At 67.3% G+C, this 22326-nt stretch carries 16 protein-coding genes; 5 read left to right on the top strand and 11 right to left on the bottom strand.

Going from position 1 to position 22326, the window contains the following annotated elements; all coding sequences use genetic code 11:
- Positions 1-38 precede the first annotated feature (38 nt).
- The 6 genes from UAJ10_RS13415 to pstS form a co-directional block, all read right to left on the bottom strand.
- On the bottom strand, positions 39-704 hold the full coding sequence (locus tag UAJ10_RS13415; protein ID WP_322915805.1) for a LysE/ArgO family amino acid transporter: 666 nt from the start codon (positions 702-704) through the stop codon (positions 39-41).
- 169 nt (positions 705-873) lie between these two features.
- Positions 874-2802, bottom strand: a complete 1929-nt coding sequence (locus UAJ10_RS13410; RefSeq protein ID WP_322915804.1) for a chloride channel protein — start codon at positions 2800-2802, stop codon at positions 874-876.
- Positions 2803-2954: 152 nt separating this feature from the next.
- The gene (pstB, locus tag UAJ10_RS13405) at positions 2955-3770 is read right to left on the bottom strand and encodes a phosphate ABC transporter ATP-binding protein PstB (protein ID WP_040843855.1); all 816 of its coding nucleotides are present in this window, start codon (positions 3768-3770) and stop codon (positions 2955-2957) included.
- A gap of 5 nt (positions 3771-3775) precedes the next feature.
- Positions 3776-4621, bottom strand: a complete 846-nt coding sequence (gene pstA, locus UAJ10_RS13400; RefSeq protein ID WP_322915803.1) for a phosphate ABC transporter permease PstA — start codon at positions 4619-4621, stop codon at positions 3776-3778.
- A 44-nt stretch (positions 4622-4665) separates the two neighbouring features.
- Positions 4666-5637 carry a phosphate ABC transporter permease subunit PstC gene (pstC, locus tag UAJ10_RS13395; protein ID WP_322917321.1) on the bottom strand — a complete coding sequence of 324 codons (972 nt, stop codon included), beginning with the start codon at positions 5635-5637 and terminating at the stop codon, positions 4666-4668.
- 180 nt (positions 5638-5817) lie between these two features.
- Complete coding sequence (gene pstS, locus UAJ10_RS13390) at positions 5818-6870, bottom strand: phosphate ABC transporter substrate-binding protein PstS (protein WP_322915802.1); 1053 nt, start codon at positions 6868-6870, stop codon at positions 5818-5820.
- Positions 6871-7583: 713 nt separating this feature from the next.
- Here pstS and UAJ10_RS13385 point away from each other — a divergent pair.
- From UAJ10_RS13385 to UAJ10_RS13375, 3 genes are all read left to right on the top strand, one after another.
- Positions 7584-9197 (top strand): OprO/OprP family phosphate-selective porin, encoded by a 1614-nt coding sequence (locus UAJ10_RS13385; protein ID WP_322915801.1) that lies wholly within the window; start codon positions 7584-7586, stop codon positions 9195-9197.
- Between the two features lie 259 nt (positions 9198-9456).
- Positions 9457-10371, top strand: a complete 915-nt coding sequence (locus UAJ10_RS13380; RefSeq protein ID WP_322915800.1) for a DUF1003 domain-containing protein — start codon at positions 9457-9459, stop codon at positions 10369-10371.
- A gap of 168 nt (positions 10372-10539) precedes the next feature.
- Positions 10540-11238: a response regulator transcription factor gene (locus tag UAJ10_RS13375; RefSeq protein ID WP_322915799.1), complete on the top strand. Its 699-nt coding sequence runs from the start codon at positions 10540-10542 to the stop codon at positions 11236-11238.
- A 211-nt stretch (positions 11239-11449) separates the two neighbouring features.
- On the opposite strand, the gene UAJ10_RS13370 is transcribed toward UAJ10_RS13375, so the two are convergent.
- Positions 11450-12760 (bottom strand): peptide MFS transporter, encoded by a 1311-nt coding sequence (locus UAJ10_RS13370; RefSeq protein ID WP_322915798.1) that lies wholly within the window; start codon positions 12758-12760, stop codon positions 11450-11452.
- 505 nt (positions 12761-13265) lie between these two features.
- Here UAJ10_RS13370 and UAJ10_RS13365 point away from each other — a divergent pair.
- Positions 13266-14852 (top strand): DUF2339 domain-containing protein, encoded by a 1587-nt coding sequence (locus tag UAJ10_RS13365; RefSeq protein WP_322915797.1) that lies wholly within the window; start codon positions 13266-13268, stop codon positions 14850-14852.
- 65 nt (positions 14853-14917) lie between these two features.
- Entirely contained in the window at positions 14918-15673 is a 756-nt protein-coding gene (locus UAJ10_RS13360; RefSeq protein WP_322915796.1) for a sulfite exporter TauE/SafE family protein, read from the top strand.
- 54 nt (positions 15674-15727) lie between these two features.
- On the opposite strand, the gene UAJ10_RS13355 is transcribed toward UAJ10_RS13360, so the two are convergent.
- From UAJ10_RS13355 to UAJ10_RS13340, 4 genes are all read right to left on the bottom strand, one after another.
- Positions 15728-15922, bottom strand: a complete 195-nt coding sequence (locus UAJ10_RS13355) for a hypothetical protein (protein WP_322915795.1) — start codon at positions 15920-15922, stop codon at positions 15728-15730.
- A 455-nt stretch (positions 15923-16377) separates the two neighbouring features.
- Positions 16378-17778: a DNA recombination protein RmuC gene (locus UAJ10_RS13350; protein ID WP_322915794.1), complete on the bottom strand. Its 1401-nt coding sequence runs from the start codon at positions 17776-17778 to the stop codon at positions 16378-16380.
- Positions 17779-17920: 142 nt separating this feature from the next.
- Positions 17921-19747, bottom strand: a complete 1827-nt coding sequence (locus UAJ10_RS13345) for a DUF885 domain-containing protein (RefSeq protein WP_322915793.1) — start codon at positions 19745-19747, stop codon at positions 17921-17923.
- Positions 19747-22194, bottom strand: coding sequence for a glycoside hydrolase family 127 protein (locus UAJ10_RS13340; protein ID WP_322915792.1), 2448 nt, complete (start codon positions 22192-22194; stop codon positions 19747-19749). Before UAJ10_RS13340 ends, UAJ10_RS13345 begins: the two co-directional genes overlap by 1 nt.
- Positions 22195-22326 lie beyond the last annotated feature (132 nt).

Here is a 22326-nt window from a genome sequence, read left to right as displayed (position 1 = left end):
CCATACCGCCAGCCAAGCGGCCACATTCCGTTCGGGCCCTACTTACTAATAAATGCCCCGACCAGATCCTGCAGGTTCTCTGGCACCAGGGAGAAGAAGCTGAGCAGGGCCATCAGGCCCACCACCCCCAGCACCACGCCGGTGCCCCGGTTGACCCACAGGACCAGGCGCGGGGTGAAGTGGTGGCGGATGAGGAAGGTGCCGCCGCACAGGATGGACCACCAGGTCAGCGAGCCCAGGAACACGCCCAGGGTCATGGTGCCGGCCTTGGCATGGTCCAGGGCGCCGCCGAAGCCCACAACCACCGTGATGATGCCCATGATGGTGATGGGGTTGGTCACCGTCAGGAACAGGCCGGTGCCGACCGAGCCGATCAGGTTGCCGGCGTCGGGCGGCGCGTTCTTGCGCTCGTGCGGTTCCTTCAGCAAGGAATGGATGGCGGCCCCCAGCAGGAAGATGCCGCCAATCAGGCGCAGTTCCTTCACATGGCCCAACAGGGCTTCCAGGATGGCGTTGACGCCGAAGGCCGCCACGCCGCCGAAGAAGCCGTCGGCCAGGGCGGAGCCGAAGCCGGTGGCGAGACCCGCGATGATGCCCCGCTCCACCGTCCGCCGAATGCACAGCAGCCCGATGGGGCCGACCGGCGCCGCGATGGCCAATCCCAGGACGATACCCCGGATCAACACGCCGAAATCATCGAACAATGCGGACTATCCCTGAGAAGTAAGGCAGGCGGCACCCCGGAGGGTTCCGGGCGCGGACGCCGCACTGAACATGGGGCCGCCCCCGTGATGCAACATCGGCGCACCGGGCGCAACGCCTAAGGCGACCTATCCCCCGTCTACCGCGACGGGGTTCAGGAAAAATAGGGTGTCAAACCCCGCCGAACAGGTCACGCACGCCCAGTTCGTCACCACGCCGCCGCTCCAGCTCCTGCGAATAGCGGCGCAGGGCGTAGGCCTCGGTCAGGTAACCGACGACGCGGCGGCTGCTGACCCCCTCCACCACCGGCAGGCTGTCGGCATCCCAGTCGGCGAAGCGCTGCAAGGCCATGCGCACCGACTGGTCGGGCAGCAGGAAATGCTCGCGGTCGCGCGCCAGTTCCGCCGCCCGCTGGTCGGCCGGCAGCTCGTGCTGGGGATCGTGCACGGCGTTCATGTCCACCCGGCCGGCGAAGGCGCCGTTGGGGTCCAGGGCGAACACCGTCTTGGCGCTGCCGGGCGGGTAGTGGCCGCGCAGGGCGCCCAGGGTGATGTCGGCCGGCACCGTCTTGGGGTCGCCGCGCATCAGCCGGCCCACGGTCATGTCCTTGACCCAGCCGATGTCGTGACCGCCCCGGATCTGCACGCCGCGCTGGTGGAAGCGCCAGGTGGCGAAGGAGTAGCCGAAGGTCTCGCGCACCAGCAGGGTGGAGGCGATGACGCCCATGAGCACGCCGGCCGAGGCGCGCAGGTCGCCCGTCAGCTCCAGCACCAGCAGCACCATGGTCACGGGCGCGCCCACCACGGCGGCGGCGAAGGACCCCATGCCCACCAGCATGACGGCGGAGCGCTGGGCCACCAGGTCCCAGGGCAGCATTGTGCCGATGTCCGACACCATGCTGCCGAACAGGCTGCCCAGCAGCAGCGACGCGCTGAACAGGCCACCACGGAAGCCCGCGCCCAGGCACAGGGCGGACGCCACCACCTTGGCCACCAGCATCACGAAGGCCAGGCCCAGGCCGTAGCCATGGTCGAAGCCGTATTGCAGGGCGCCCTGCCCGCCGCCCAGCACGCCCGGCAGCACCAGGGCCATGGGACCCAGCAACAGGCCGCCCAGAATCGGGTGCAGCGCGCGGGGAATGGGCAGCTGGCGGAATAGTCGTTCCGCATACGTAACAGCCTGCATGGTCAGGATGGCCAGGGCCCCGGCGGCCAGGCCGACCAGCAGGAAGGTCGCGAAATCGCCGCCCCGGATGACCGGCGGTTCGGCCAGGATGAACAGGGCCGGGCGGTTCAGCGCCATCTGCGCCACCTGGTTGGCGACCACGGCGGCCACGCAGACGGGCGCCAGCGTGGCCAGGGTGTAGGTGCCGATGACCAGTTCGAACGCGTAGAAGGCGCCGGCCAGGGGGGCGGTGAAGGCGGCGGAGATGGCCGCCGCCGCCCCGCAGCCCACCAGGGTGCGCAGATCGTTGCGCCGCAGGTTCAGCCGCCGGCCGAAGTTGGACGCCAGGCCGGCGCCGGTCTGGGTGAAGGCCGCCTCCATCCCCACCGAGCCGCCGGCACCATGCGACACGACGATGGACAGGGTCAGGCGCAGGCTGTCGCGCAGGGACATGCGACCGCCATACAGGGCGTTGGCCTCGATGGGGTCGACGGTGTCGCGGGCGCGGCGGAACAGCAGGCCCAGGCCCGCCAGCAGGGCGCCGCCCACCACGGGTGCCGCCAGCGCCAGGCTGGACGGGATGAACAGCGCGCTGCTGATGTGATCGCCGAACGGCACCTTGAAGGCCAGGCTGTGCAGCGCCAGGACCAGGGCGTGCAGCCCCGCCACCGCCAGGCCCACGCCGATGCCCACCGGCACGCTGAGCAAGGCCAGCGACAGTTCGGAGGAGCGCAGGCCCTTGGGCGTCAGGGCGTGGGTCAGGGCCCGCCAGACCACCGGCAGGCGGCGGCCGGCGCGCCGGCGCGGGCCACCTTGTTGCGGTCCGTGGGTGGAGCCCAGGGCGCCCGCGGCCGTCCCATCCGCCCCCGCCTCCGGTGCGGACTCCGGGCCGGAGGGCGCGGCCGGTGTCTGCGGGGAAGGCGGGAAGGTATCCATGGTATCGGGGAAATGGGGCCGCGTCCGGTCAGGACAAGGGTGATAGCAGGGGACCGGCCCGATATGGACGATAAAAGCGGCGCTTCTATGGAAAAGGGCGGCCATCCCCCAGGACGCCGCCCCTCAATCCCGCATCATGGCCCGCCGCCGGATCAGCCGAAGCGGCCCGTGATGTACTGCTCGGTCTTCTCTTCCTTGGGCGCGGTGAAGATGGTGTCGGTGGCGCCGTATTCCACCAGCTCGCCCAGGTACATGAAGGCAGTGAAGTCGGAGACGCGGGCCGCCTGCTGCATGTTGTGCGTGACGATGGCGATGCAGTAGTCGGGCTTCAGCTCATCCACCAACTCCTCGATCTTGGAGGTGGAGATGGGGTCCAGCGCCGAGGTCGGCTCGTCCAGCAGCAGCACGGCCGGGCGCACGGCCACGGCGCGGGCGATGCACAGGCGCTGCTGCTGGCCGCCGGACAGCGACAGGCCGCTCTGGCGCAGCTTGTCCTTGACCTCGGTCCACAGCGCGGTCTTGCGCAGGGCCTCTTCCACGCGCACGTCCATGTCGGCGCGGCTCAGCTTCTCATACAGCCGAATGCCGTAGGCGACGTTGTCGTAAATCGACATGGGGAAGGGCGTCGGCTTCTGGAACACCATGCCGACGCGGGCGCGCAGCAGGTTCAGGTCCTGCTTGGGCGACAGCAGGTTCTCGCCGTCCAGCAGCACCTCGCCCTCGGCCCGCTGGTTGGGGTAGAGGTCGTAGATGCGGTTCAGGATGCGCAGCAGCGTGGACTTGCCGCAGCCGGACGGGCCGATGAAGGCCGTCACCCGCTTGTCGAACAGCGGCAGGTTGATGTTACGCAGGGCGTGGAAGCCGCCGTAGTAGAAGTTCAGGTTGCGGACACTGATCTTCTCGCGCATGTCGCCATCGGTGGCGAGGGCCGCCTGGGACTGTTCCGCCGTCATGGAAAGCGCGGTCATGGGGATCACTGGCCTTTCTTGGTGCCGATGGAAGCGAGCATGCGGGCGCCGATGTTGAGCGCGAGGATGGCGACCGTGATGATGAGCGAACCGCCCCAAGCCAGCCGCTGCCAGTCCTCATAGGGGCTGAGCGCGAACTGGAAGATGGTGACCGGCAGGTTCGCCATGGGAGCGTTCATGTTGACGCTCCAGAACTGGTTGTTCAGCGCGGTGAACAGCAGGGGCGCCGTCTCGCCGCTGATGCGGGCCACGGCCAGCAGGATGCCGGTCATGATGCCGCTGCGGGCGGCGCGGTAGGTCACCTGCACGATGACCTTCCAGCGCGGCGCGCCCAGGGCGGCGGCGGCCTCGCGCAGGGAGCCGGGGACCAGGTTCAGCATGTCCTCGGTCGTGCGCACCACCACGGGGATGACCAGCACGGCCAGCGAGATGGAGCCCGCCCAGGCGGAGAAGTGGCCCATGGGGACCACGACGATGGTGTAGATGAACAGGCCGACGATGATGGAGGGCGCCGACAGCAGGATGTCGTTGATGAAGCGCGTCACCTCGGCCAGCTTCGTGCCCTTGCCGTATTCGGCCATGTAGGTGCCGGCCATGATGCCGATGGGCGTGCCGATCACCATGCCCAGCACCGTCATGACGATGCTGCCGAAGATGGCGTTCAGCAGGCCGCCGGCGCTGCCGGGCGGCGGCGTCATCTGGGTGAACATGCCGACGCTGATGGCGCTGAGGCCGTTGATCAGCAGGACCGCCAGGATCCAGACCAGCCACAGCAGGCCGAAGACGGCGGCGCCCACGGCCAGGCCCATGGTGATGGTGTTGCCAACCTTGCGGCGCCTGTAGCGGCCCATCGCGAAGTTGGTGCCGGGGGGGAGGTGTCGGTGATGGCCATGGATCAGGTCCCCGCCTTGCGGTTCATGCGCACCAGCATCAGCTTGGCCAGCGACAGCACGATGAAGGTGATCACGAAGAGCACCAGGCCCAGCGCGATCAGGGAGGAGGTGTAGGTGTCGCCCACCGCCTCGGTGAACTCGTTGGCGATGGCGGCCGAGATGGTGGTGCCCGGCGCCAGCAGCGAGGACGCGATGTGGTGCGAGTTGCCGATGACGAAGGTCACGGCCATGGTCTCACCCAGCGCGCGGCCCAGGCCCAGCATGACGCCGCCCACCAGGCCCACACGGGTGTATGGGATGGTGATGTCGCGCACCACCTCCCACGTCGTGGCGCCCAGGCCGTAGGCGCTCTCGCGCAACATGGCGGGCATGGTCTCGAACACGTCGCGGGTGATGGAGGTGATGAAGGGCAGGATCATGATGGCCAGGATCAGGCCGGCCGTCAGCACGCCGATGCCGTAGGGCGGACCCTTGAACCAGGCGCCGATGCCCGGGATGGTGCCCAGCGTGTTGATCAGGAAGGGCTGCACGGTCCGCTGCAGGAAGGGCGCGAACACGAACAGGCCCCAGATGCCGTAGATGATGCTGGGGATGCCGGCCAGCAGTTCCACCGCGATGCCGATGGGCCGCTTGGCCCAGGCGGGGCACAGCTCGGTCAGGAAGATGGCGATGCCGAAGCTGACGGGCACGCCCACCAGCATGGCGATGGCCGAGGTGACCAGCGTGCCGTAGATGGGCGCCAGGGCGCCGAACTTCTCCGTCACCGGATTCCAGATCTCGGTCGTGACGAAGCCGAAGCCGAAGGCCTTCAGGGCCGGCAACGCGCCATGAATGAGCGAGATGATGACACCACCCAGGAGCGTCAGCACCAGGAGGGCGAAGAATAGGGTGGCGCCGCGAAACAGAAGGTCGTTGCGGCGCTGCGTGCGCGCCCGCGGACTTTCCGCGCTGATGTCCGATGCCTTTACCGCCATGTCCACCAAAGCACCCCTCCGGCCGTAGGCCCTGCGATAACCTGAAACGCGATGACCTAAAAAACCCGGATGTTCATCAAGGAAGCCGACAAAGAGGGAGAGGAGCCGTAGGCGACCCCTCTCCCAACCTTCGTCCCCGGGGCCGAAGCCCCGCGGGCGCTTCCTTTTACCCGAGGACTCTTACTTCGACCAGACGGGCTTGCCGTCGGCGGTCTTGACCGTGGCCCAGGACTTCTGGACCTGGGCGACCACGGCGGCCGGCATCGGGACGTAGTCCAGCTGCTCGGCGGCGGCCTGGCCGTTGTTGTAGGCCCAGTCGAAGAACTTCAGGGCCTCGGCGACGGCGGCACCGTCCTGCGGCTGGCTGTAGACCAGGATGAAGCTGGCGCCGGTGATCGGCCAGCTGTCGGCACCCGGCTGGTCGACCAGCACCAGGTAGAAGCCCGGGGCGTTGGCCCAGTCGGCGCCGGCGGCGGCGGCCTGGAAGGCCTTGATCTCCGGGCTGACGACCTTGCCGTCGTGGTTCTTCAGCTTGGTGAAGGTCAGGCTGTTCTGCTTGGCGTAGGCGTACTCGACGTAGCCGATGGCGCCGTCGGTCAGCTTCACCATGTTGGCGACGCCTTCATTGCCCTTGGCGCCCAGGCCGGCGGCCCACTGCACCGAGGTGTTGGCGCCGACGCGCTCGGCGAATTCCTTGTCTTCCTTGGACAGGTAGGTGGTCCACAGGAAGTTCGTGCCCGACCCGTCGGAACGGTACACCGGGACGATGGAGGTGTTCGGCAGGTTCAGGCCGGGGTTCTGCGCCTTGATGGCCGGGTCGTTCCAAGAGGCGATCTGGCCCAGGTAGATCTTGGCGATGGTCGGGCCGTCCAGCTGGATCTGGCCGGGGGCGATGCCCTTCACGTTCACGACCGGGACGACGCCGCCCATGATCATCGGGAACTGCTGCAGGCCGGCTTCCTTCAGCTCTTCAGCCTTCAGGGGCATGTCGGAGGCGCCGAACGTGACCGTCTTCGCCTTGATCTGCTTGATGCCGCCGCCGGAACCGATGGACTGGTAGTTCAGGCCCACGCCGGTCTTGGCCTTATAGGCCTCGGCCCACTTGGCGTAGATGGGGTACGGGAAGGTGGCGCCGGCGCCGCTGATGTCGGCAGCCTGGGCGGCGCCCACCATCACCACCGCGGCCGCGGCGGCAACCATGCCCTTCAGCAGGTTCTTCGGTTGAAAGTTCACGGGATTCCCCCACGGGTTGGAACGTCTTAGTCGACCGTCTCGGGGCCCCGGCCGGTCCGCCCAGGGGTATGCCCCCGCGACCGCTTCCTGATCCCGTCTCGACGGGCGGACCCTAGATTCCGGGTCCTGAACCTTTGGTGACGACTCTGTTACAGTTTTGTGAAACCGTGGGCGTTTTGTCGCAGCCCGCCCCCTCGTTCACGCCCCGTACCGGCCGGCGGCGCTGGCGCGCCGCGGCAACACAAGCCACAACCCGGCGGTTCCCCTGAGTCAACGCTGATTCTCAATTTCTTTTCAAGAGTCGGCGGATGCGCGGCCCGCCGCCGTTTTTTCTCCGCCATGGCGGCACGCCGACGGTCGCCATAAGCAGGCCCCAGGGTGCGCCCTATTCACAACACTATAGATGCAGTCGATCGGCCCGCCCTCTTTTTCACCGGGCGCCGCCCCTGTCCGAACTCTACTGCCGTAGTCCCCAATTTGTTGCCCCGCCTTACTTTAAGCCCCCTAAAACGCCCGACTCGAAACTGTTGCATCGGCGCCACAGCCAGACCCTTTCATAAATCTGTCAACCTTTAGCAGTCTCGCTGTCATGCTATATTGCTACCGAGCGCTTCGTTAGGGCCGCAGCCCAAACGCTCCAAACGCGTGACGTCGGCCCCGAAACCCCGGGATTGGGCGGCATGCCGTAGACCGGATGATGGGAGAATCTAGGAATGAACCTGAAGACCGTGTTGCTCGCTAGCACGGTGCTGGGCGTGGCTTTCGCCGCCGCCGGCGCCTCCGCTGCTGAGACCAAGAAGTCGAACGCCGCCTCCGCCACTGCCGCCGCCGCCGCCACCCCGCTGGCCACCCAGGCGCAGATCGACGCCCTGAACAAGCAGATCCAGGCGCTGCAGGCGCAGTTGCAGGCGATTTCGGCCCAGACCGACGCCGCCAACAAGGCGGCCGCTGAGTCCAAGGCCGCCGCCGAGAAGGCCGCCACCTCGGCCACCGCCGCCACGGCGAACCTGCCCAGCATCACCTTCCCCAACGGCGTGCCCACCTTCACGTCCGCGGACAAGGCGTTCAGCTTCCAGCCCGTCGGCCGCATCCACCTGGATTACGGCTATAACTTCCAGGATGCCAAGAACCCCGACAACCGGGCCAACAAGGACATCACCGACGGTTTCAACTTCCGTCGCGCCTACATCGGCTTCGCCGGCAAGGCCTTCAACGACTTCACCTACAACGTGACGGCCGACTTCCCCGGCCGCTTCAACCAGTCCGGCCGCCTGCAGACCGCGCAGCTGACCTACACCGGCTACAAGGGCTGGCTGATCGACGTCGGCGCCATGCAGCCGGCCATCACCTTTGAAGACAGCATCAGCTCGAACGACATCGGCCTGCTGGAACGTCCCGGCATCACCAACGTCGTCACCGGCCTGATCGCCAGCGAAGGCCGCCTGTCGGCCGGCGTGCGCACCTTCGGCGACAACTACTTCGCCGACGTGTACCTGACGGGCGCCAACGTCAACACCAGCCCGTTCGGCAGCACCACCGTGCTGACCAGCACCAGTGGCGCGACCGCCTCGGTCACCTCCAGCGCCGTGACCGGCGTCGCCGACGACCAGAAGGCCGCGTTCGCCCGCGCCGCGTTCCGTCCGATCAACGATGAGCACACCATCGTCCACATCGGTGGCGACGTCGGCTACATGTACGCCCCGCCGCAGACCAACGGCGTGAACGCCGCCGGTTCGCACGTGCTGGCCCTGTCGGAACGTCCGGAAAACCGCTACGGCGGCCTGGGCGCCATCCTGAACACCGGCAACATCAACGCCGACAGCGTCGCGATCTACGGCGGCGAACTGGCCGCCCGCTACGACAGCTTCTGGGCCCAGGGCGAAGGCTACCAGATCGACGTGAAGCGCCGTAAGGACCTGTCCACGGCCACCAACGACCCGAGCTTCTTCGGCTACTACGCCGAAGCGGGCTGGGTCCTGACCGGCCAGAAGCGCAACTACGTCGCCAACCAGGGCGCCTTCAGCTCCCCGACGGTGGACAAGCCCCTGAACCCCGGTGCCGGCCAGTGGGGCACCTGGGAAGCCGTGGCACGCTACAGCTTCCTGAACCTGAACTCCGACACCTGGGCCACCAACACCGCCAACCGCGTGCGCGGCGGCCAGCAGGAAGTGTGGACCCTGGGCCTGAATTGGTACATGACCAGCAACGTCCGCTTCATGCTGGACTACCAGTTCATCGACCTGAAGAAGTACTCTTCCGCCACCAACAACACCCAGGTGGGCGACAACTGGCAGTCCCTGGGCGGCCGCGTCCAGTTCACCTTCTAAGGTGGCCTCCCTTCGGGGAAGACATCTGTTCCAAGGAAACCCCGCCGGTTCGCCGGCGGGGTTTTTCTTTGCCCGCGACACTTGCGCACAGGGGTCGGTCGGTCGGAACACATCTTCCCCTATGGTGATCGCGGAAAATTGTCATAGTTCGGTTATAGAAACGAATGTCAGCGTTTAGGTTGCGCCCCGGCGGATGCTGGGCCAAAACGGCCTGAGACGTGACACCGGATCGAAAGCCGGATCGAGAGGACGAAGTGCGATGGATGAGGGGCGTGGTGGCATGAACCCGCAGGACGAGACCGCGGCGCGGCCGGCGCGCGACACGGATCAGGACGACCCCATCGCCGCCGTGCTGGCGGCCGAGGCGGAGGAGTTGGCCGACATCGACCTGGGCGATGAGGGCGGCGACGACGACGGCCTCGATGGCACGGAGGAAGAGCCCGGGTTGGACGGCGGCCCGCCGTTGGACGGCACGGCGCCCGCCAGCGGCAAGCGCGTGGCCTGCGGCGTCACGGGCAAGCTGCGCCCCAAGCGCGACCTGATCAGCCTGGACACCCTGCGTCCCAGCCTGGCCGTGCGCATCCGCCGTGACCATCCGGGCCTGCCGCCCGACGCCCTGGTCAGCCGCGGCGTGGTGGCCCGCTATCGCTCCCTGTATGTCGAGGAGCTGCTGCAGCAGGAAAAGGGCGAACTGACGGAACTGGATCGCCAGGTGGCCGAAAGCATCGCCACCCACGAGACCCTGGCCGAGAACATCGAGGAAGGCTACGCCGAGGAGCGTACCCTGGGCGAGCGCATGTCGGACCATCTGGCCAGCTTCGGCGGCAGCTGGACCTTCATCCTCACCTTTGGCGCCTTCCTCATCGTCTGGATGATCGTCAGCAGCTTCCAAGGGGATAAGTCTTTCGATCCCTACCCCTTCATCCTGCTTAACCTGATCCTGTCCTGCCTGGCGGCCATCCAGGCGCCCATCATCATGATGAGCCAGAAGCGGCAGGAGGCCAAGGACCGCCTGCGGTCGGAGAACGACTACCGCGTCAACCTCAAGGCGGAATTGGAGATCCGGCACCTGCACGAAAAAATTGATTATCTCATCCAGCGGCAGTGGAAGCGGCTCACCGAGATCCAGCAGCTGCAACTGGAGATTATGCAGGAAAAGCGCTACCGCCGCTGACCCATCTATCCCTTTCGAGCGTCTTCCCGGCTATTCCTGGCTAGCTAACGCGGGTTGGGTACGCGAAAGGACTAAAGCGACCGGACACAAGTGAGGGTTGTCTAATGGTCCGAAAGAGCCAATATTAAACACTCCGATCTAGTTGCATCTGCGTCGGAGGTTTGGATCATGGCCACCCATGATGTTCTGGTGATTGACCCGAGTACCCTGTTCCGTCAGGGCTTAAGACAACTGCTGCCGCAGGATTTTCGCGTGGTTTCCGAAGCGCGCGATGTCGAGGCGGCCCGGGCGGAGCTGTCCGCCCCCACACCAAATGATATATCCGGTGCCAAGCCATCCGGCCGTGGCATCGCCCTGGTCCTGTTCGACGTGACGGACGCGGGGGAATTCCGGGCGGCGGCCAACCAGCTGCACAGCCTATTCCCCGAGGCCCGCCTGGTCTACCTGACCAACGGCTTCGACGCGCCGCGCCTGCGCATGGCGCTGGAGGCCGGCATCGACGGCTACCTGACCAAGGACCGGTCTTCCAACGCGTTGATCCAGTCGTTGCACCTGGTCATGCTGGGGGAGAAGGTGTTCCCGTCAGACTTGGCCCTGCTGCTGACCCAGCAGAACCATGCCGGCAACGTCGGCGCCGGCGGCCCGCACAAGGGCCTGTCGATGCGGGAAACGCAGATCCTGCGCGCCCTGGTCAAGGGTGAGAGCAACAAGGTGATCGCCAACGGCCTGCACATCACCGAAGCGACGGTGAAGGTCCACCTGAAGAGCCTGCTGCGCAAGATCAACTGCAACAACCGCACCCAGGCCGCCATCTGGGCGCTGAACAACGGCCTGACCGAGGCGACCCCCACGGCGGGCGCGGCCTGACACGGGGCAATGTGACCCTGCCTGAACGAGGAACCGGGGACCACACCCCCGGGGCAGATCCAGCCTCCGGGGCGCGCCGCCAGCCCCCCTGAAGCCCGCGTGATTTCAAGCGGGCCGCAACCGGCGGGACCAAGAAAAAGGCCGCTGTCCCAGGCAGGGGACGGCGGCCTTTTCTTTTCGGATGCCGCGGCTTCGGACGCCGCGGCCCGGCTTACGCCACGGCCAGCACCCGCTGGCGCCGCAGGGCGATGCCGTAGAAGACGGCGCCCGCCAAGATCAGCAGCGCCACCTGGCCGCCGAAATAGGCGAAGGGCGACAGGCGGTCATAAAGCTGGACATACAGACCGCCCACCATGTCGCCGGCGAAGACCGTGAAATAGAACACGGCCGTGATGGACGATTTCAGCCGGGCCGGCGCCTCCATATAGGCCCACTGCAGACCGATCATGCTGATGCACAGCTCGCCGAAGCCCAGCACGATGTTGGATACCAGCATGAACCAGATGCTGACCGGATGGTCCTTGGTGGCCAGCAACCCGGCCAGCGCCATGATGGCGATGGACAGGCCGGTGATGCCAAAGCCCACGAACACCTTGATGCGCGCCGGGGTCAGCGTGCCCCGGCGGCGGTCCACCCAGCCCCAGAAGGCGTTGAAGATGGGGGTCAGCAGGATGATCATCAGCGGGTTGACCGCCTGAAGCTGGTCCGGCGTCAGGTCGAAGCCGAAGGGCCACAGGTTCAGGTCGATGTAGTCGCGGGCGAAGAACACCCAGGTGGTGGCCGTCTGGTCATAGGCCATCCAGAACACCAAGATCATGGGGAAGCCCAGCAGCATGCGCACCAGGCGCGTGCGTTCCTCCGGCGTCATGCCGGCGGCGGGCTGGCCGGCCTTGGCCCGGGCCGCGGCTCGGTCGGCGGCGTTTTCCTGCGGGTAGAAGCGCTTGCCGGCGGCGAACACCACGAGGGCCACCGCCATCAGGGCCGCCGGCAGCATCAGCGCCACCTGGTAGCCCGCCTTGTCGCGGACCCAGGGCAGCGCGTAGGAGGTGACGAAGCCGCCGATGTTGATGGCCACGTAGAAGTAGCTGAAGGCCTTGTCCATCAGGGCTTCCTTGCCCTGTTCCTGGTACATGCGGGCCATCATGGGGCTGACGTTGGGTTTGATGGCGCCAGCACCCATGGCCAGCATCGCCAGGCTGGCGTACAGCATCCATGGGCTGCTGGCGAAGCCCAGGACCACCTGCCCGAAGATGTAGGGGAATGAGAAAAAGATGATGGTGGGATAACGGCCCAGCCAACGGTCGGCGATGACGCCGCCGATGAGCGGCAGGGCGTAGCAGGACGCCATGAAAATCTGGATGACGGTGGCCGCGTCGCTGTCCGAGAAGCCCAGCTGCGAGGTGATGTAGAGCGCCAGCAACGTCCGCATGCCGTAGTAGCAGGCGCGCTCGGCCAACTCACCCCAGAAGACGAACCAGAAACCCACCGGATGCCGAACGCGTGCCGTGACCTGTGCCTGCATGCCCAAATCCTTGGAAAAATTGGTGCCTATCCCGCGGCCCCTGCGGAACGGGCGCGCCCGGGCATCCCCAACCGGGATGCGGCCCGCCCCTTCACGCCCGCGCTGCCCTCTTGCCGCCGGCCCCACCCCGTCGGGTTCCCCTGGGGCCGTCACGGCGGATATGCCCACCTGTTGTCCATCATGGTCGCCGCACCCCACCGGGGCCGGCGCCGTCGTTAGCCTGCTTCGTTAGGGGAATCGTGCCCGTGACACAAGCCGGGAATCACAAAACGACAGCGCATCAAAAATTTTAAGCGGGTGTCGCCCAAGCCGGCGCCATCCCGGCAAACCCGCGCCGCCCTTGCCATCCAACAATGGCAGGCGACACCGCCGCCGTTCCAGGACAGCGCGGACTGAGGCAAAGTGTAGCGCCAGCATAAACGGGGGATCCCATATTCCCCTTTCGCTGGCCGTGTGCCTTTTGATTGTCTTGTGCGCTGCGAGAGCGCCCTGTTAATTGGCAGGGATGATGGTTGCCCTGGATGCCGACGCGCGCAGCGATGCCCGCCACCGTAGCTTGGACCTGCCCGTGGCGACGGTGCTGGGCCTGCTCGCCTTGGCGGTGGTCCTGGCCCCGCTGTTTTTCGTGCTGGTGCCACCGCTGACGGACTACGCCAACCATCTGGCGCGCATGGATATCATCGCGCACCTGGGGCAGGAACCGCTGCTGCAACGCTTCTACGCCATCGACTGGCAGGTCATCCCCAACCTGGCCATGGACCTGGTGACACCGCCCATGGTCAAGGTCGTGGGCGTGTTCGCCGCCGGCAAGCTGTTCATCGCCGCCATCATCGTCAGCATCGTCACCGGCACCTGGGCCCTGCACCGCGCCCTGCACCGGGCGGAGCATGGCCCCGGCGGCGCCAACGCGCTGCTCGCCATGGCCTTCATGTACAACGGCATCTTCCTGCTGGGCTTCACCAACTTCCTGTTCGGCATCGGCCTGGCGCTGTGGGGCACGGCCATCCGCCTGTCGCTGCGCCGCCGGTCGCACCTGCAGCGCCTGGCGGCGTCCACCGCCACGGTGCTGGTGCTGTTCGTCTGCCATCTGTTCGCTGTCGGCCTCTATGGCATGGCCATCTTCTGCCTGGAGGCGCCGGGCCTGCTGCGCCGGCCCTGGCGTCAGGCGCTGCGCCACCTGGGCCTGATGGGCCTGCCCTTCCTGGCGATCCTGCCCCTGTTGGCGGCCAGCCCCACCATGGGCCTGGCCGACCAGGTGGTGTGGAGCTGGGTGGGCAAGGGCGAGGGCCTGCGCTTCCTGGTCACCACCTTCCATGAGAATTGGGAGGTGCCGCTGGGCCTGGCGGGCCTGGCCGTGGTCGCCGCCCTGCTGGCCACCCGGCGCATGCACCTGCACACCGCCGGCTGGATGCTGCTGGCCACCGGCGCCGTGACCTACGTCGCCATGCCCACCATCCTGTTCGGCTCGGCCTATGCGGACGAGCGGCTGCCGGTGGCGCTGCTGTTCCTGGGCCTGGGCTTCGTGCGGTTCGAATTCCGCAGCCGCCTGGGCCGCATGACCGCCCTGGCCGCCATCCTGGCCATCATCGTGGCCCGCAGCGTGGTCATGATCGGCGACTGGCTGCCCCTGAGCCAGGTCTACAAGGACATGCGCGCGTCCATGGCGGCGGTGGAGCCCGGGTCCACCATCCTGGTGGCGGAGGCGACGGTGCCCACGGGCGACGTCAACTTCAACGCCGCCTTCAGCCATGCGCCCTGCCTGGCCATCATCGACCGCCAAAGCCTGGTCAGCACCGCCTTCAGCGTAGCCGGCAAGCAGATCCTGACCGTGAAGCCCGCCTACACCGAGCGTGTGGACCGCGAGGACGGCGACCCGCCCAGCACGGGCGAGATGGTGAAGGCCGTGACCAATCCCCTGCCCCCCGGCACCTATTTCTGGCAGGACTGGCAGCGGGACTACGACTACGTCATCGTCCTGAACACTGAACACGGACATCGGGAGTTGACGGGCCTGGCCGACCTGGTTCATGAGGGCAAGGGGTTCCAGCTCTACCGCGTGCTGCACGACGCGATGCCGGCCCCTACCCCCTGACGAGACCGCCCGGGAACGGGGCGGCGGTCGCGGGGGCGCCCGCCACCAACCGCACCGGACATCCGATGGATCCCTGGACTTGGGCCTTGCTGATCGCGGCCGCCTTCGTGGCCGGCGCCCTGAACGCCGTCGCCGGCGGCGGCAGTTTCCTGGGCTTCCCGGCCCTGGTGTTCGCCGGCCTGCCGCCGGTGACGGCCAACGCCACCAACACCGTCGCCCTGTTTCCCGGATCGTTCGCCAGCGTCTACGCCTACCGGCGGGAGTTCCAGCCCATCCAGGGCGTGGGCATGGTGCCCATGGTGGCCGTCAGCCTGGTGGGCAGCGTGGCCGGCGCGCTGCTGCTGCTGTGGACGCCCGAAAGCGTGTTCGTGGCGCTGGTGCCCTGGCTGCTGCTGATGGCCACCCTGGTCTTCGCCTTCGGCCGCCGCCTGGCCGGCCTGTTGCAGGACAGCGTGCGTCTGACGCCCACCGCCCTGCTGTGCTGCCAGTTCGTCATCGCCATCTATGGCGGCTATTACGGCGGCGGCGTGGGCATCCTGTCCATGGCGGCCATGACCCTGTTCGGCCTGCGCGACATGCACGCCATGAATGCGTGGAAGACCCTGCTGAGCGGCAGCCTGAACGCCATCGCGACGGTGACCTTCGCCCTCAGCGGACGCGTGGTCTGGGCCCCGGCCCTGGTCATGATGGTCTCCGCCATCGCCGGCGGTTATCTGGGTGCCGCCGTGGCCCGCCAGCTGCCCGGCGAACAGGTCCGCCGCTTCGTCATCGTCACCGGCGTGGCGATGACACTGTATTTCTTCGGGAAGACGTATCTTTAAGACCGGCGGGCAAGCGGCCCCGGCTTGGTAAAGCCGGCCGATCCCGCGGAGGGATCAGCGCCCGGGCTGGCCAACCGCCAGCTGTGCCGGGGCGACAGGCGCGGCGGTGGCCTCGTCGACCGTCGCCTCAGGCGCGGCGCTCAGCACCACCAGGGTCAGGAAGGCGGAAACGACCACCAGCACCGCCAGGTCAATGCCCCGGCCCCGGTCGTTCAGACGACGCGTCAGGCTGGCGATAAGGCTGGTCATGGGCGGGATCCCCGGCGACGCCGGAGGACGTTCCGGCAGTGCTGATACGGGCGGAGCGCCGCAACCCTGCGCTTTAAAAACCGCGCGCCGTCGAAAAAAGACGGCCGCGCCGCCTTGGGGGTGCCCAGACTGAATCCCCAAGGCCAACGCGGCCGTCTGCCGGGGGGCTCTGGGAGAACCACCCCCCCTTCCCTGGGGCCCGGGACCACCCCTCACCATGGCGTCCGCCGCGATCACGGACGCGCCCGCCGCCCTGTCAGCGGCCGGATGAAAGCGTGCGGTGTCGTCCCGATGCCATAGGCGCGATTCCAATCCCTGGTGCTTTTTCGCCGGGCCGGGCGCGTCGCCACAACCCCTGGTCGATTAGCCTGATGATCATCGATTGAGACAACGCTGTCAAGCCTTGCACAGCGTACTGCGAACGGCGTCATGCCACGGCGGCGAGACAGGTTTTGTCAGGTCAGGGAGAGGGCGCCGGCGGCTTCCAAGGCCGCCGCCTTGTCCTCCAGCCCATCTTCGCGCAGGTCAACGGGGATGGCCTTGGAGGTTTTGGCGCCCATGTCCTTCAGCTGCTCCACCTGGCGCACCAGGTTGCCGGTGCCGGTGCTGAGCTTGGTCATGGCGCCACTGTAGCTCTTCTGCACGCGGTCCAGCTGGGTGCCCAGGCTGCGCATGTCCTCCAGGAAGCCGACGAACTTGTCGTACAGCTTGCCGGCGCGGTCGGCGATGGCCTCGGCGTTGCGGTTACGGCGTTCCACCTGCCAGACGTTGGCCACGGTGCGCAGCGCCACCATCAGGGTGGTGGGGGTGGCGATGGCCACGTTCATGTCGGCGGCGTAGGCCGTAAGCGCCGGATCCTCCTGCACCGCCACCGCCAGCGCGCCCTCGATGGGCACGAACATCAGCACGTAATCCAGGCCGCTGCCCACGGCGCCGGTATAGTCCTTGGAGCCCAGGGTCTTGATGTGGGTGCGCAGGGAAACGACGTGGCGGGCCAGCGCCGCCATGCGCGCCACCTCATCCTCCGCGTTCACGTGCGCCTCGAACGCGGTCAGCGAGACCTTGGCGTCGATCACCACCCGCTGCCCGCCCGGCAGGTTGACCACCACGTCGGGGCGCAGGCGGCCGCCATCGGCGTCCGTGCGGCTTTCCTGGGTCACATACTCCTCGCCCTCGCGCAGGCCGGAGCGTTCCAGGATGGTGGACAGGATCATCTCACCCCAGGCGCCCTGGGTCTGGGCCTTGCCCTTCAGCGCCTGGGTCAGGTTGTGCGTCTCGCTGGTCATGCGGGCGCTGGTGTCGGTCAGCTGGCGGATCTGCTGCGCCAGCGCCGCGCGATCCTTGGCGCTTTCCGTATGGGCCAGTTGCAGGCCCTGCTGGAACTCCACCATGCGGTCGCGCAAGGGGGCCAGCAGGCCGTCCAGTTGGGCGCGGTTCTGCTTGGCGAAGGTTTCGCCGTGGCGGGTCATGACCTCGTCGGCCAGGACCTTGAACTCCTTGGCCATGGTCTCGCGAGCCTGGGTCAGCAGGGCCATCTTCTCTTCCGCCTGCCGCAGCTCGCGCGCCAGCGCCTCCTTGGACGCCGCCAGCGCCTGGCTGAGGCGGGCCCCCTCCTCCCGCACCGCCGCCAGGTCGCGTTCCAGCAGAGGCACGCGCGAGGCCCGTTCGCCCTCCACCGCCAGGCGGCGGTCGGCTTCGGCCTTGGCCGCGCGCAGGTCGGCCAGGTCGGCCTCCAGCATCGCCAGCCGCTCCCCTTGCGCCGCGCGAGCGCCCGCCCCCGCCACGCGGGCGGCGACCAGGGCCACGACCAGCGCCGCGACGAAACCAAGGGCCAATGAGGCGAGATCGAGGGACATGGGGACGCGTCCTGCTCAAGAAACGGTGGGTCTTGCGGGATGGAACCACATCTTATAGCAGGAAAGGAACAAAACGGGGACAAAAAGAAAGGCGGACATCGCTGCCCGCCCCCATGGTACCCAATGCAGGGTCAGTGATCGATCACGGTGCCGGATAGGGGCTCTTGCCACCCTCGGCGATGAAGCGGTCGATGCGGGCCTCCAGCACCGGCAGCGGCACGCCACCCAGCTTCAGCACCGTGTCGTGGAAGTTGCGCAGGTCGAACTTCTGGCCCAGCGCCTTCTCCGCCTTGGCGCGGGCCTTCAGGATGGCCATCTCGCCCAGGTAATAGGACAAGGCCTGACCAGGCCAAGCGATATAGCGGTCGACCTCGGTCTCGATCTCATGGTCGGCCAGCGCGGTGTTGTCGTGCAGGTACTGCTGCGCCTGCTCGCGCGTCCAGCCCTTGGCATGGATGCCGGTATCGACCACCAGGCGGGCGGCGCGCCACATCTGGTAGCTCAGCATGCCGAAGCGTTCATAGGGCGTCTCGTACATGCCCATCTCATCGCCCAGCTTCTCGCAGTAGAGGGCCCAGCCTTCGCCGAAGGCGGAGATGTAGACCTTCTGCCGGAACTCCGGCTGGTCCTTCTGTTCCGCCGCGATGGGCATCTGGAAGGCGTGCCCCGGGGCCGACTCATGCAGCGTCAGGGCCGGCAGGGCGTACAGGCCGCGCGAGGGCAGGTCGTAGGTGTTGACCAGGTACACGCCCGGGCCGCCGCGACCGGAGGTGTAGAAGGGCGCGATGTCCGCCGGCACCGGGATGATGGCGAAGCGCGAGCGCGGCAGGTAGCCGAAGTACTGGTCCGCCTTGCCGTCGAACTTCTTCGCGATCCAGGCCGCCCGCATCAGCAGCTCTTCCGGCGTCTTGGCGTAGAACTGGGGATCGGTGCGCAGGAACTTCAGGAAGGCGGGGAAATCACCCTGGAAGTTGGCTTGCTTCATCACGTCCAGCATCTGGGCGTGGATCTTCGCCACCTCTTCCAGGCCGATCTTGTGGATCTGGTCCGCCGTCAGGTCAACGGTGGCGAACTCCTTGATCTTGGACTGGTAGTAGGCCTTGCCGTCGGGCAGGGATTCCGCCGCCAGTTCGGTGCGGGCGCCGGGAATGTATTCCTCGCGCATGAACTTCAGCAGGGCCTGGTGGGCCGGCACGACCGACTTGGTGATGGCGGCCACGGCGGCGGCGCGCAGTTCCGCCTGGGTCGCGGCCGGGATGGTGTCCGGCATCTTCTTGAAGGGCGTGTAGTAGACGTTGTCTTCCGGCGTCTTGGCCTCGACCACGTTGACGATGCCGCTGTCGCGGCCGGTCAGCGTCACCTTGGGCGGGGTGAAGCCGCGCTTCAGGCCGGCGCGCATGTTCACGATCTGCTCACCGAAATAGCGCGGCATGTCGTTCAGCTGGCCGATGAAGGCCTTGTACTCCGCCACGGTGTGGAAGGGCTTACGCGCCCCGCCGGCCATGTTGGACCAGAACGAGCTGTCGGCGTTCAGCGGCTTCTCGTAATCCTTGAACTTCTGGCTGTTCAGCAACACCGTCACCTGATCGCGGTAGATGCTGAAATCCACCTGCGCCTCGGGCGACAGGTCGGCCTGGGGGACGGCCGCCAGTTCCTTCAGGACGCCTTCCCAGACCTTCTGGCGCTTTTCCTGGGTGGCGGCGTCCACCTTGGGCAGGTGGCCGGCGGCGGAATCCGTGCTGTCCTCGTCATCCTCGCCCTTGAACTCCTCCTGACGCCATTTCCATTCCTTGGTGTAGATCGCCTTGAACTGGGCGTCGGCCTTGCCGGCCGCAGCGGTCGCCGCCGCGTGGGCGGCGCCGATGACAGGCGCGGTGGCGGTGATCTGGCCCAGGGTCAGGACACCGGCGAACAGGGCGGTGCCGACCATCAGGCGGGCGGCCAAACGTCTTAAAGGCAGGCGATTCATCAGATAGGCGCTCCCTGAGAGGCTGATGCTGCGACGACGCGGCACCCGAAGACGGGCCCCGCGGAATAGCCGGTCTCCGGCTCGAAACGGACGACGACGGTGGACTTGCCCGCCGTCAGGTTGGCGGGGATGGGGTATTCCACGTCAAAGAACTCACCCGGCCGCTCCGCGTCCAGCTTTTGCGTGGCGATGCGGGTACCGTCGACCAGGATGTGGAATTGCCGCTTGCGCTCATCGCCCCAGTATGTGGCCTGCAGCACCATGACGCCGGCGCGGACCTTGGCCTTGAACTCGAAGAAACCGCCGGTGCGGGCGTCGCGGCCGTTCCGGCCCCGGTAGGTCACGGGGTAGGAGATCTTGGCCTCCAGCCCATGGTCGCGTTCCGGCTGCATCTCCCCCAGGTGCATGACGTCGACGGAACGCGCCTGGATGTCGCGCTGGCGGGCGGCCTCCTGCGCCAAGGCCGCCTCGGCCGTCTTCCACTGCGCCTCGGTGTAGCGCTTGAAGTAGACAGCCGTGCGCCGGGTGTACTGCTGGTAGAAGGGCTTGAACTCCATGTCGCCCGGCCGGCCGATGCCGGTGGTGCGCCACACCAGGGCGTCGGGTGCGGCCCGCTGGAAACCATCCAGGACGGAGGCTGAGACCAACGCCGGCGCCGGCCCCTGGAAGGCGTCGGAGACGGGCGTGGGCTGGGGCGAGCCGGTGGGCGCCTCGCTCTTGGGGGCGGGCCCCAGGTCGGCGGCCAGCACCAGGGGGCCATGCAGGAAGGCCACGGTGTCGGCATCGTCGTTGGTCGATTCCAGGCGCAGGGCCATGGGCAGGCGCAGGGCGACGGCGTCGCCCGCCTTCCATTCCCGCCGCACGACGGCGTAGCCGTTCTGCAATCGCAGGTCCTGCGGCGTGCCATTCACCGCCAGGGTGGCGCCGGCGCACCAGGCCGGGATGCGGAAGCTGACCGCGAAGGTGGCCGGCCGCCTCAGCGCCTTCAGCGTCAGCAGCACCGTGTCAGCTTCCGGATAGCGGGTGTCGAGGTCGATCACCGCCCCTCGCTCAGGCCAAGTGAGGGTGGAGGGGATGTAGAGGTTGACGGCCAGATCCTCGGCGCCACGGCGCCAATAGACGCTTTCGCCATGCTTGGCGTGGCTTTCCATGCCGGTGCCCACACAGCACCAGAAATCCTCCGTCGGCGTGGAGAATTCGCGCGCGGAGCCGGACATCAGCGGCGTCATGTAGGTGAACATGCCGGTGGCCGGGTTCTGCTGCGCCAGCACGTGGTTCAGGTGCGCGCGCTCATAGAAGTCGAAGTAGCGCGCGTCGGCCTGGCGGGCGTACAGCAGGCGGGTCAGCTTCAGCATGTTGTAGCTGTTGCAGCCCTCGCAGGTCTGTTCGGTGATGTGGCGGGAGATGCTGCGCGGTTCCTGGAAATACTCCCGGTCCGCGTTGCCGCCGATGACGTAGGAATGGTTGGTCGTGACCGTCTGCCAGAAGAAGGCCGAGGCCTTGGCGTGCCGCTCCGACCCCGTCAGCTCCGCCAGGCGGGCCAGGCCGATCAGCTTGGGGATCTGGGTGTTGGCGTGGATGTTGGCCAGCTCGTCCCGGCCTTCCGACAGGGGCACCAGCACCTTGGCATGGTAGAGGCGCTCCGCCAGCTTCAGCCAGCGGCGGTCGCCGGTGCGGGCATACAGCTCGGCGAAGCTCTCGTTGATGCCGCCGTGCTCGCAGTCCAGCACCTTCTGGACCTGATCGTCGTTCAGGTGGCTGAACACCTCGTCGATATAACCACCCAGCTTGACGCCCACGTCCAGCGCCTGGGTGTTGCCGCACAGGGTCTGGGCGTCGAACAGGCCGGTGTAGAGCTTGTGCCAATTGTAGAGCGGAACCCAGCAGCCGTTGAGGTCGAAGCCGGCGGAGCGGATTTCGCCGCGCCGCAGCTCATCGAACACGACCTTGCCGTCCTCGACGATGTCACCGCGCTTGCGGGTGAAGCCGGCGACATAGCCGTCGCCCTGGGCCTTTTGGCAGTCCGCCAGCTCGGCCACGATGTAGTCCACCCGCCGTTTGCACTCGGCATCGCCGGTCTGGGCGTGCATGAGGGATAGCGCGCTCAGATAATGGCCCAGGGTGTGGCCGGCGATGGTGTCGCCCTCCCAGCCGCCGTAGGCTTCGCCCTTGGGCTGGAGGCCGGCGCCGCTGCGGAAGTTGTGCAGCAGGCGGTCGGTCTCCAGGCTGTGCAGATAGGCCAGGTTGGCGTCCACCGCCGCCTTGAAGGGCGATGGCTTCAGCCGCACGGCCGACAGGGGGAAGGGTTCGGCGGTGCCGGTGTTGAGCGCCGGCACCAAGGGGGCGGCCACCGCCGGCACGGCCATCAGGGCCGCGGCCGAGGCGGCACCGCGCAGGATGGTGCGCCGGGACACCGTTTGCCCGCACGGGGCGCCGAAGGTTGCCATGGGGCTGTCTCCCAAATCGCGCGCCATACCTTAAGCCCCCGTGTTCTTGATTTTTATGTCTTGGGTCAGCGCGCAAACGCGCCGGATCGCTGGCGAGGACGCCAGCGGAGCAAAGGGACCCAACCGCCAAGT

It is taken from the genome of Nitrospirillum guaranorum, from assembly GCF_034653275.1.
GTDB lineage: Bacteria > Pseudomonadota > Alphaproteobacteria > Azospirillales > Azospirillaceae > Nitrospirillum.
This window is presented reverse-complemented; position numbering and strand designations above follow the sequence as displayed.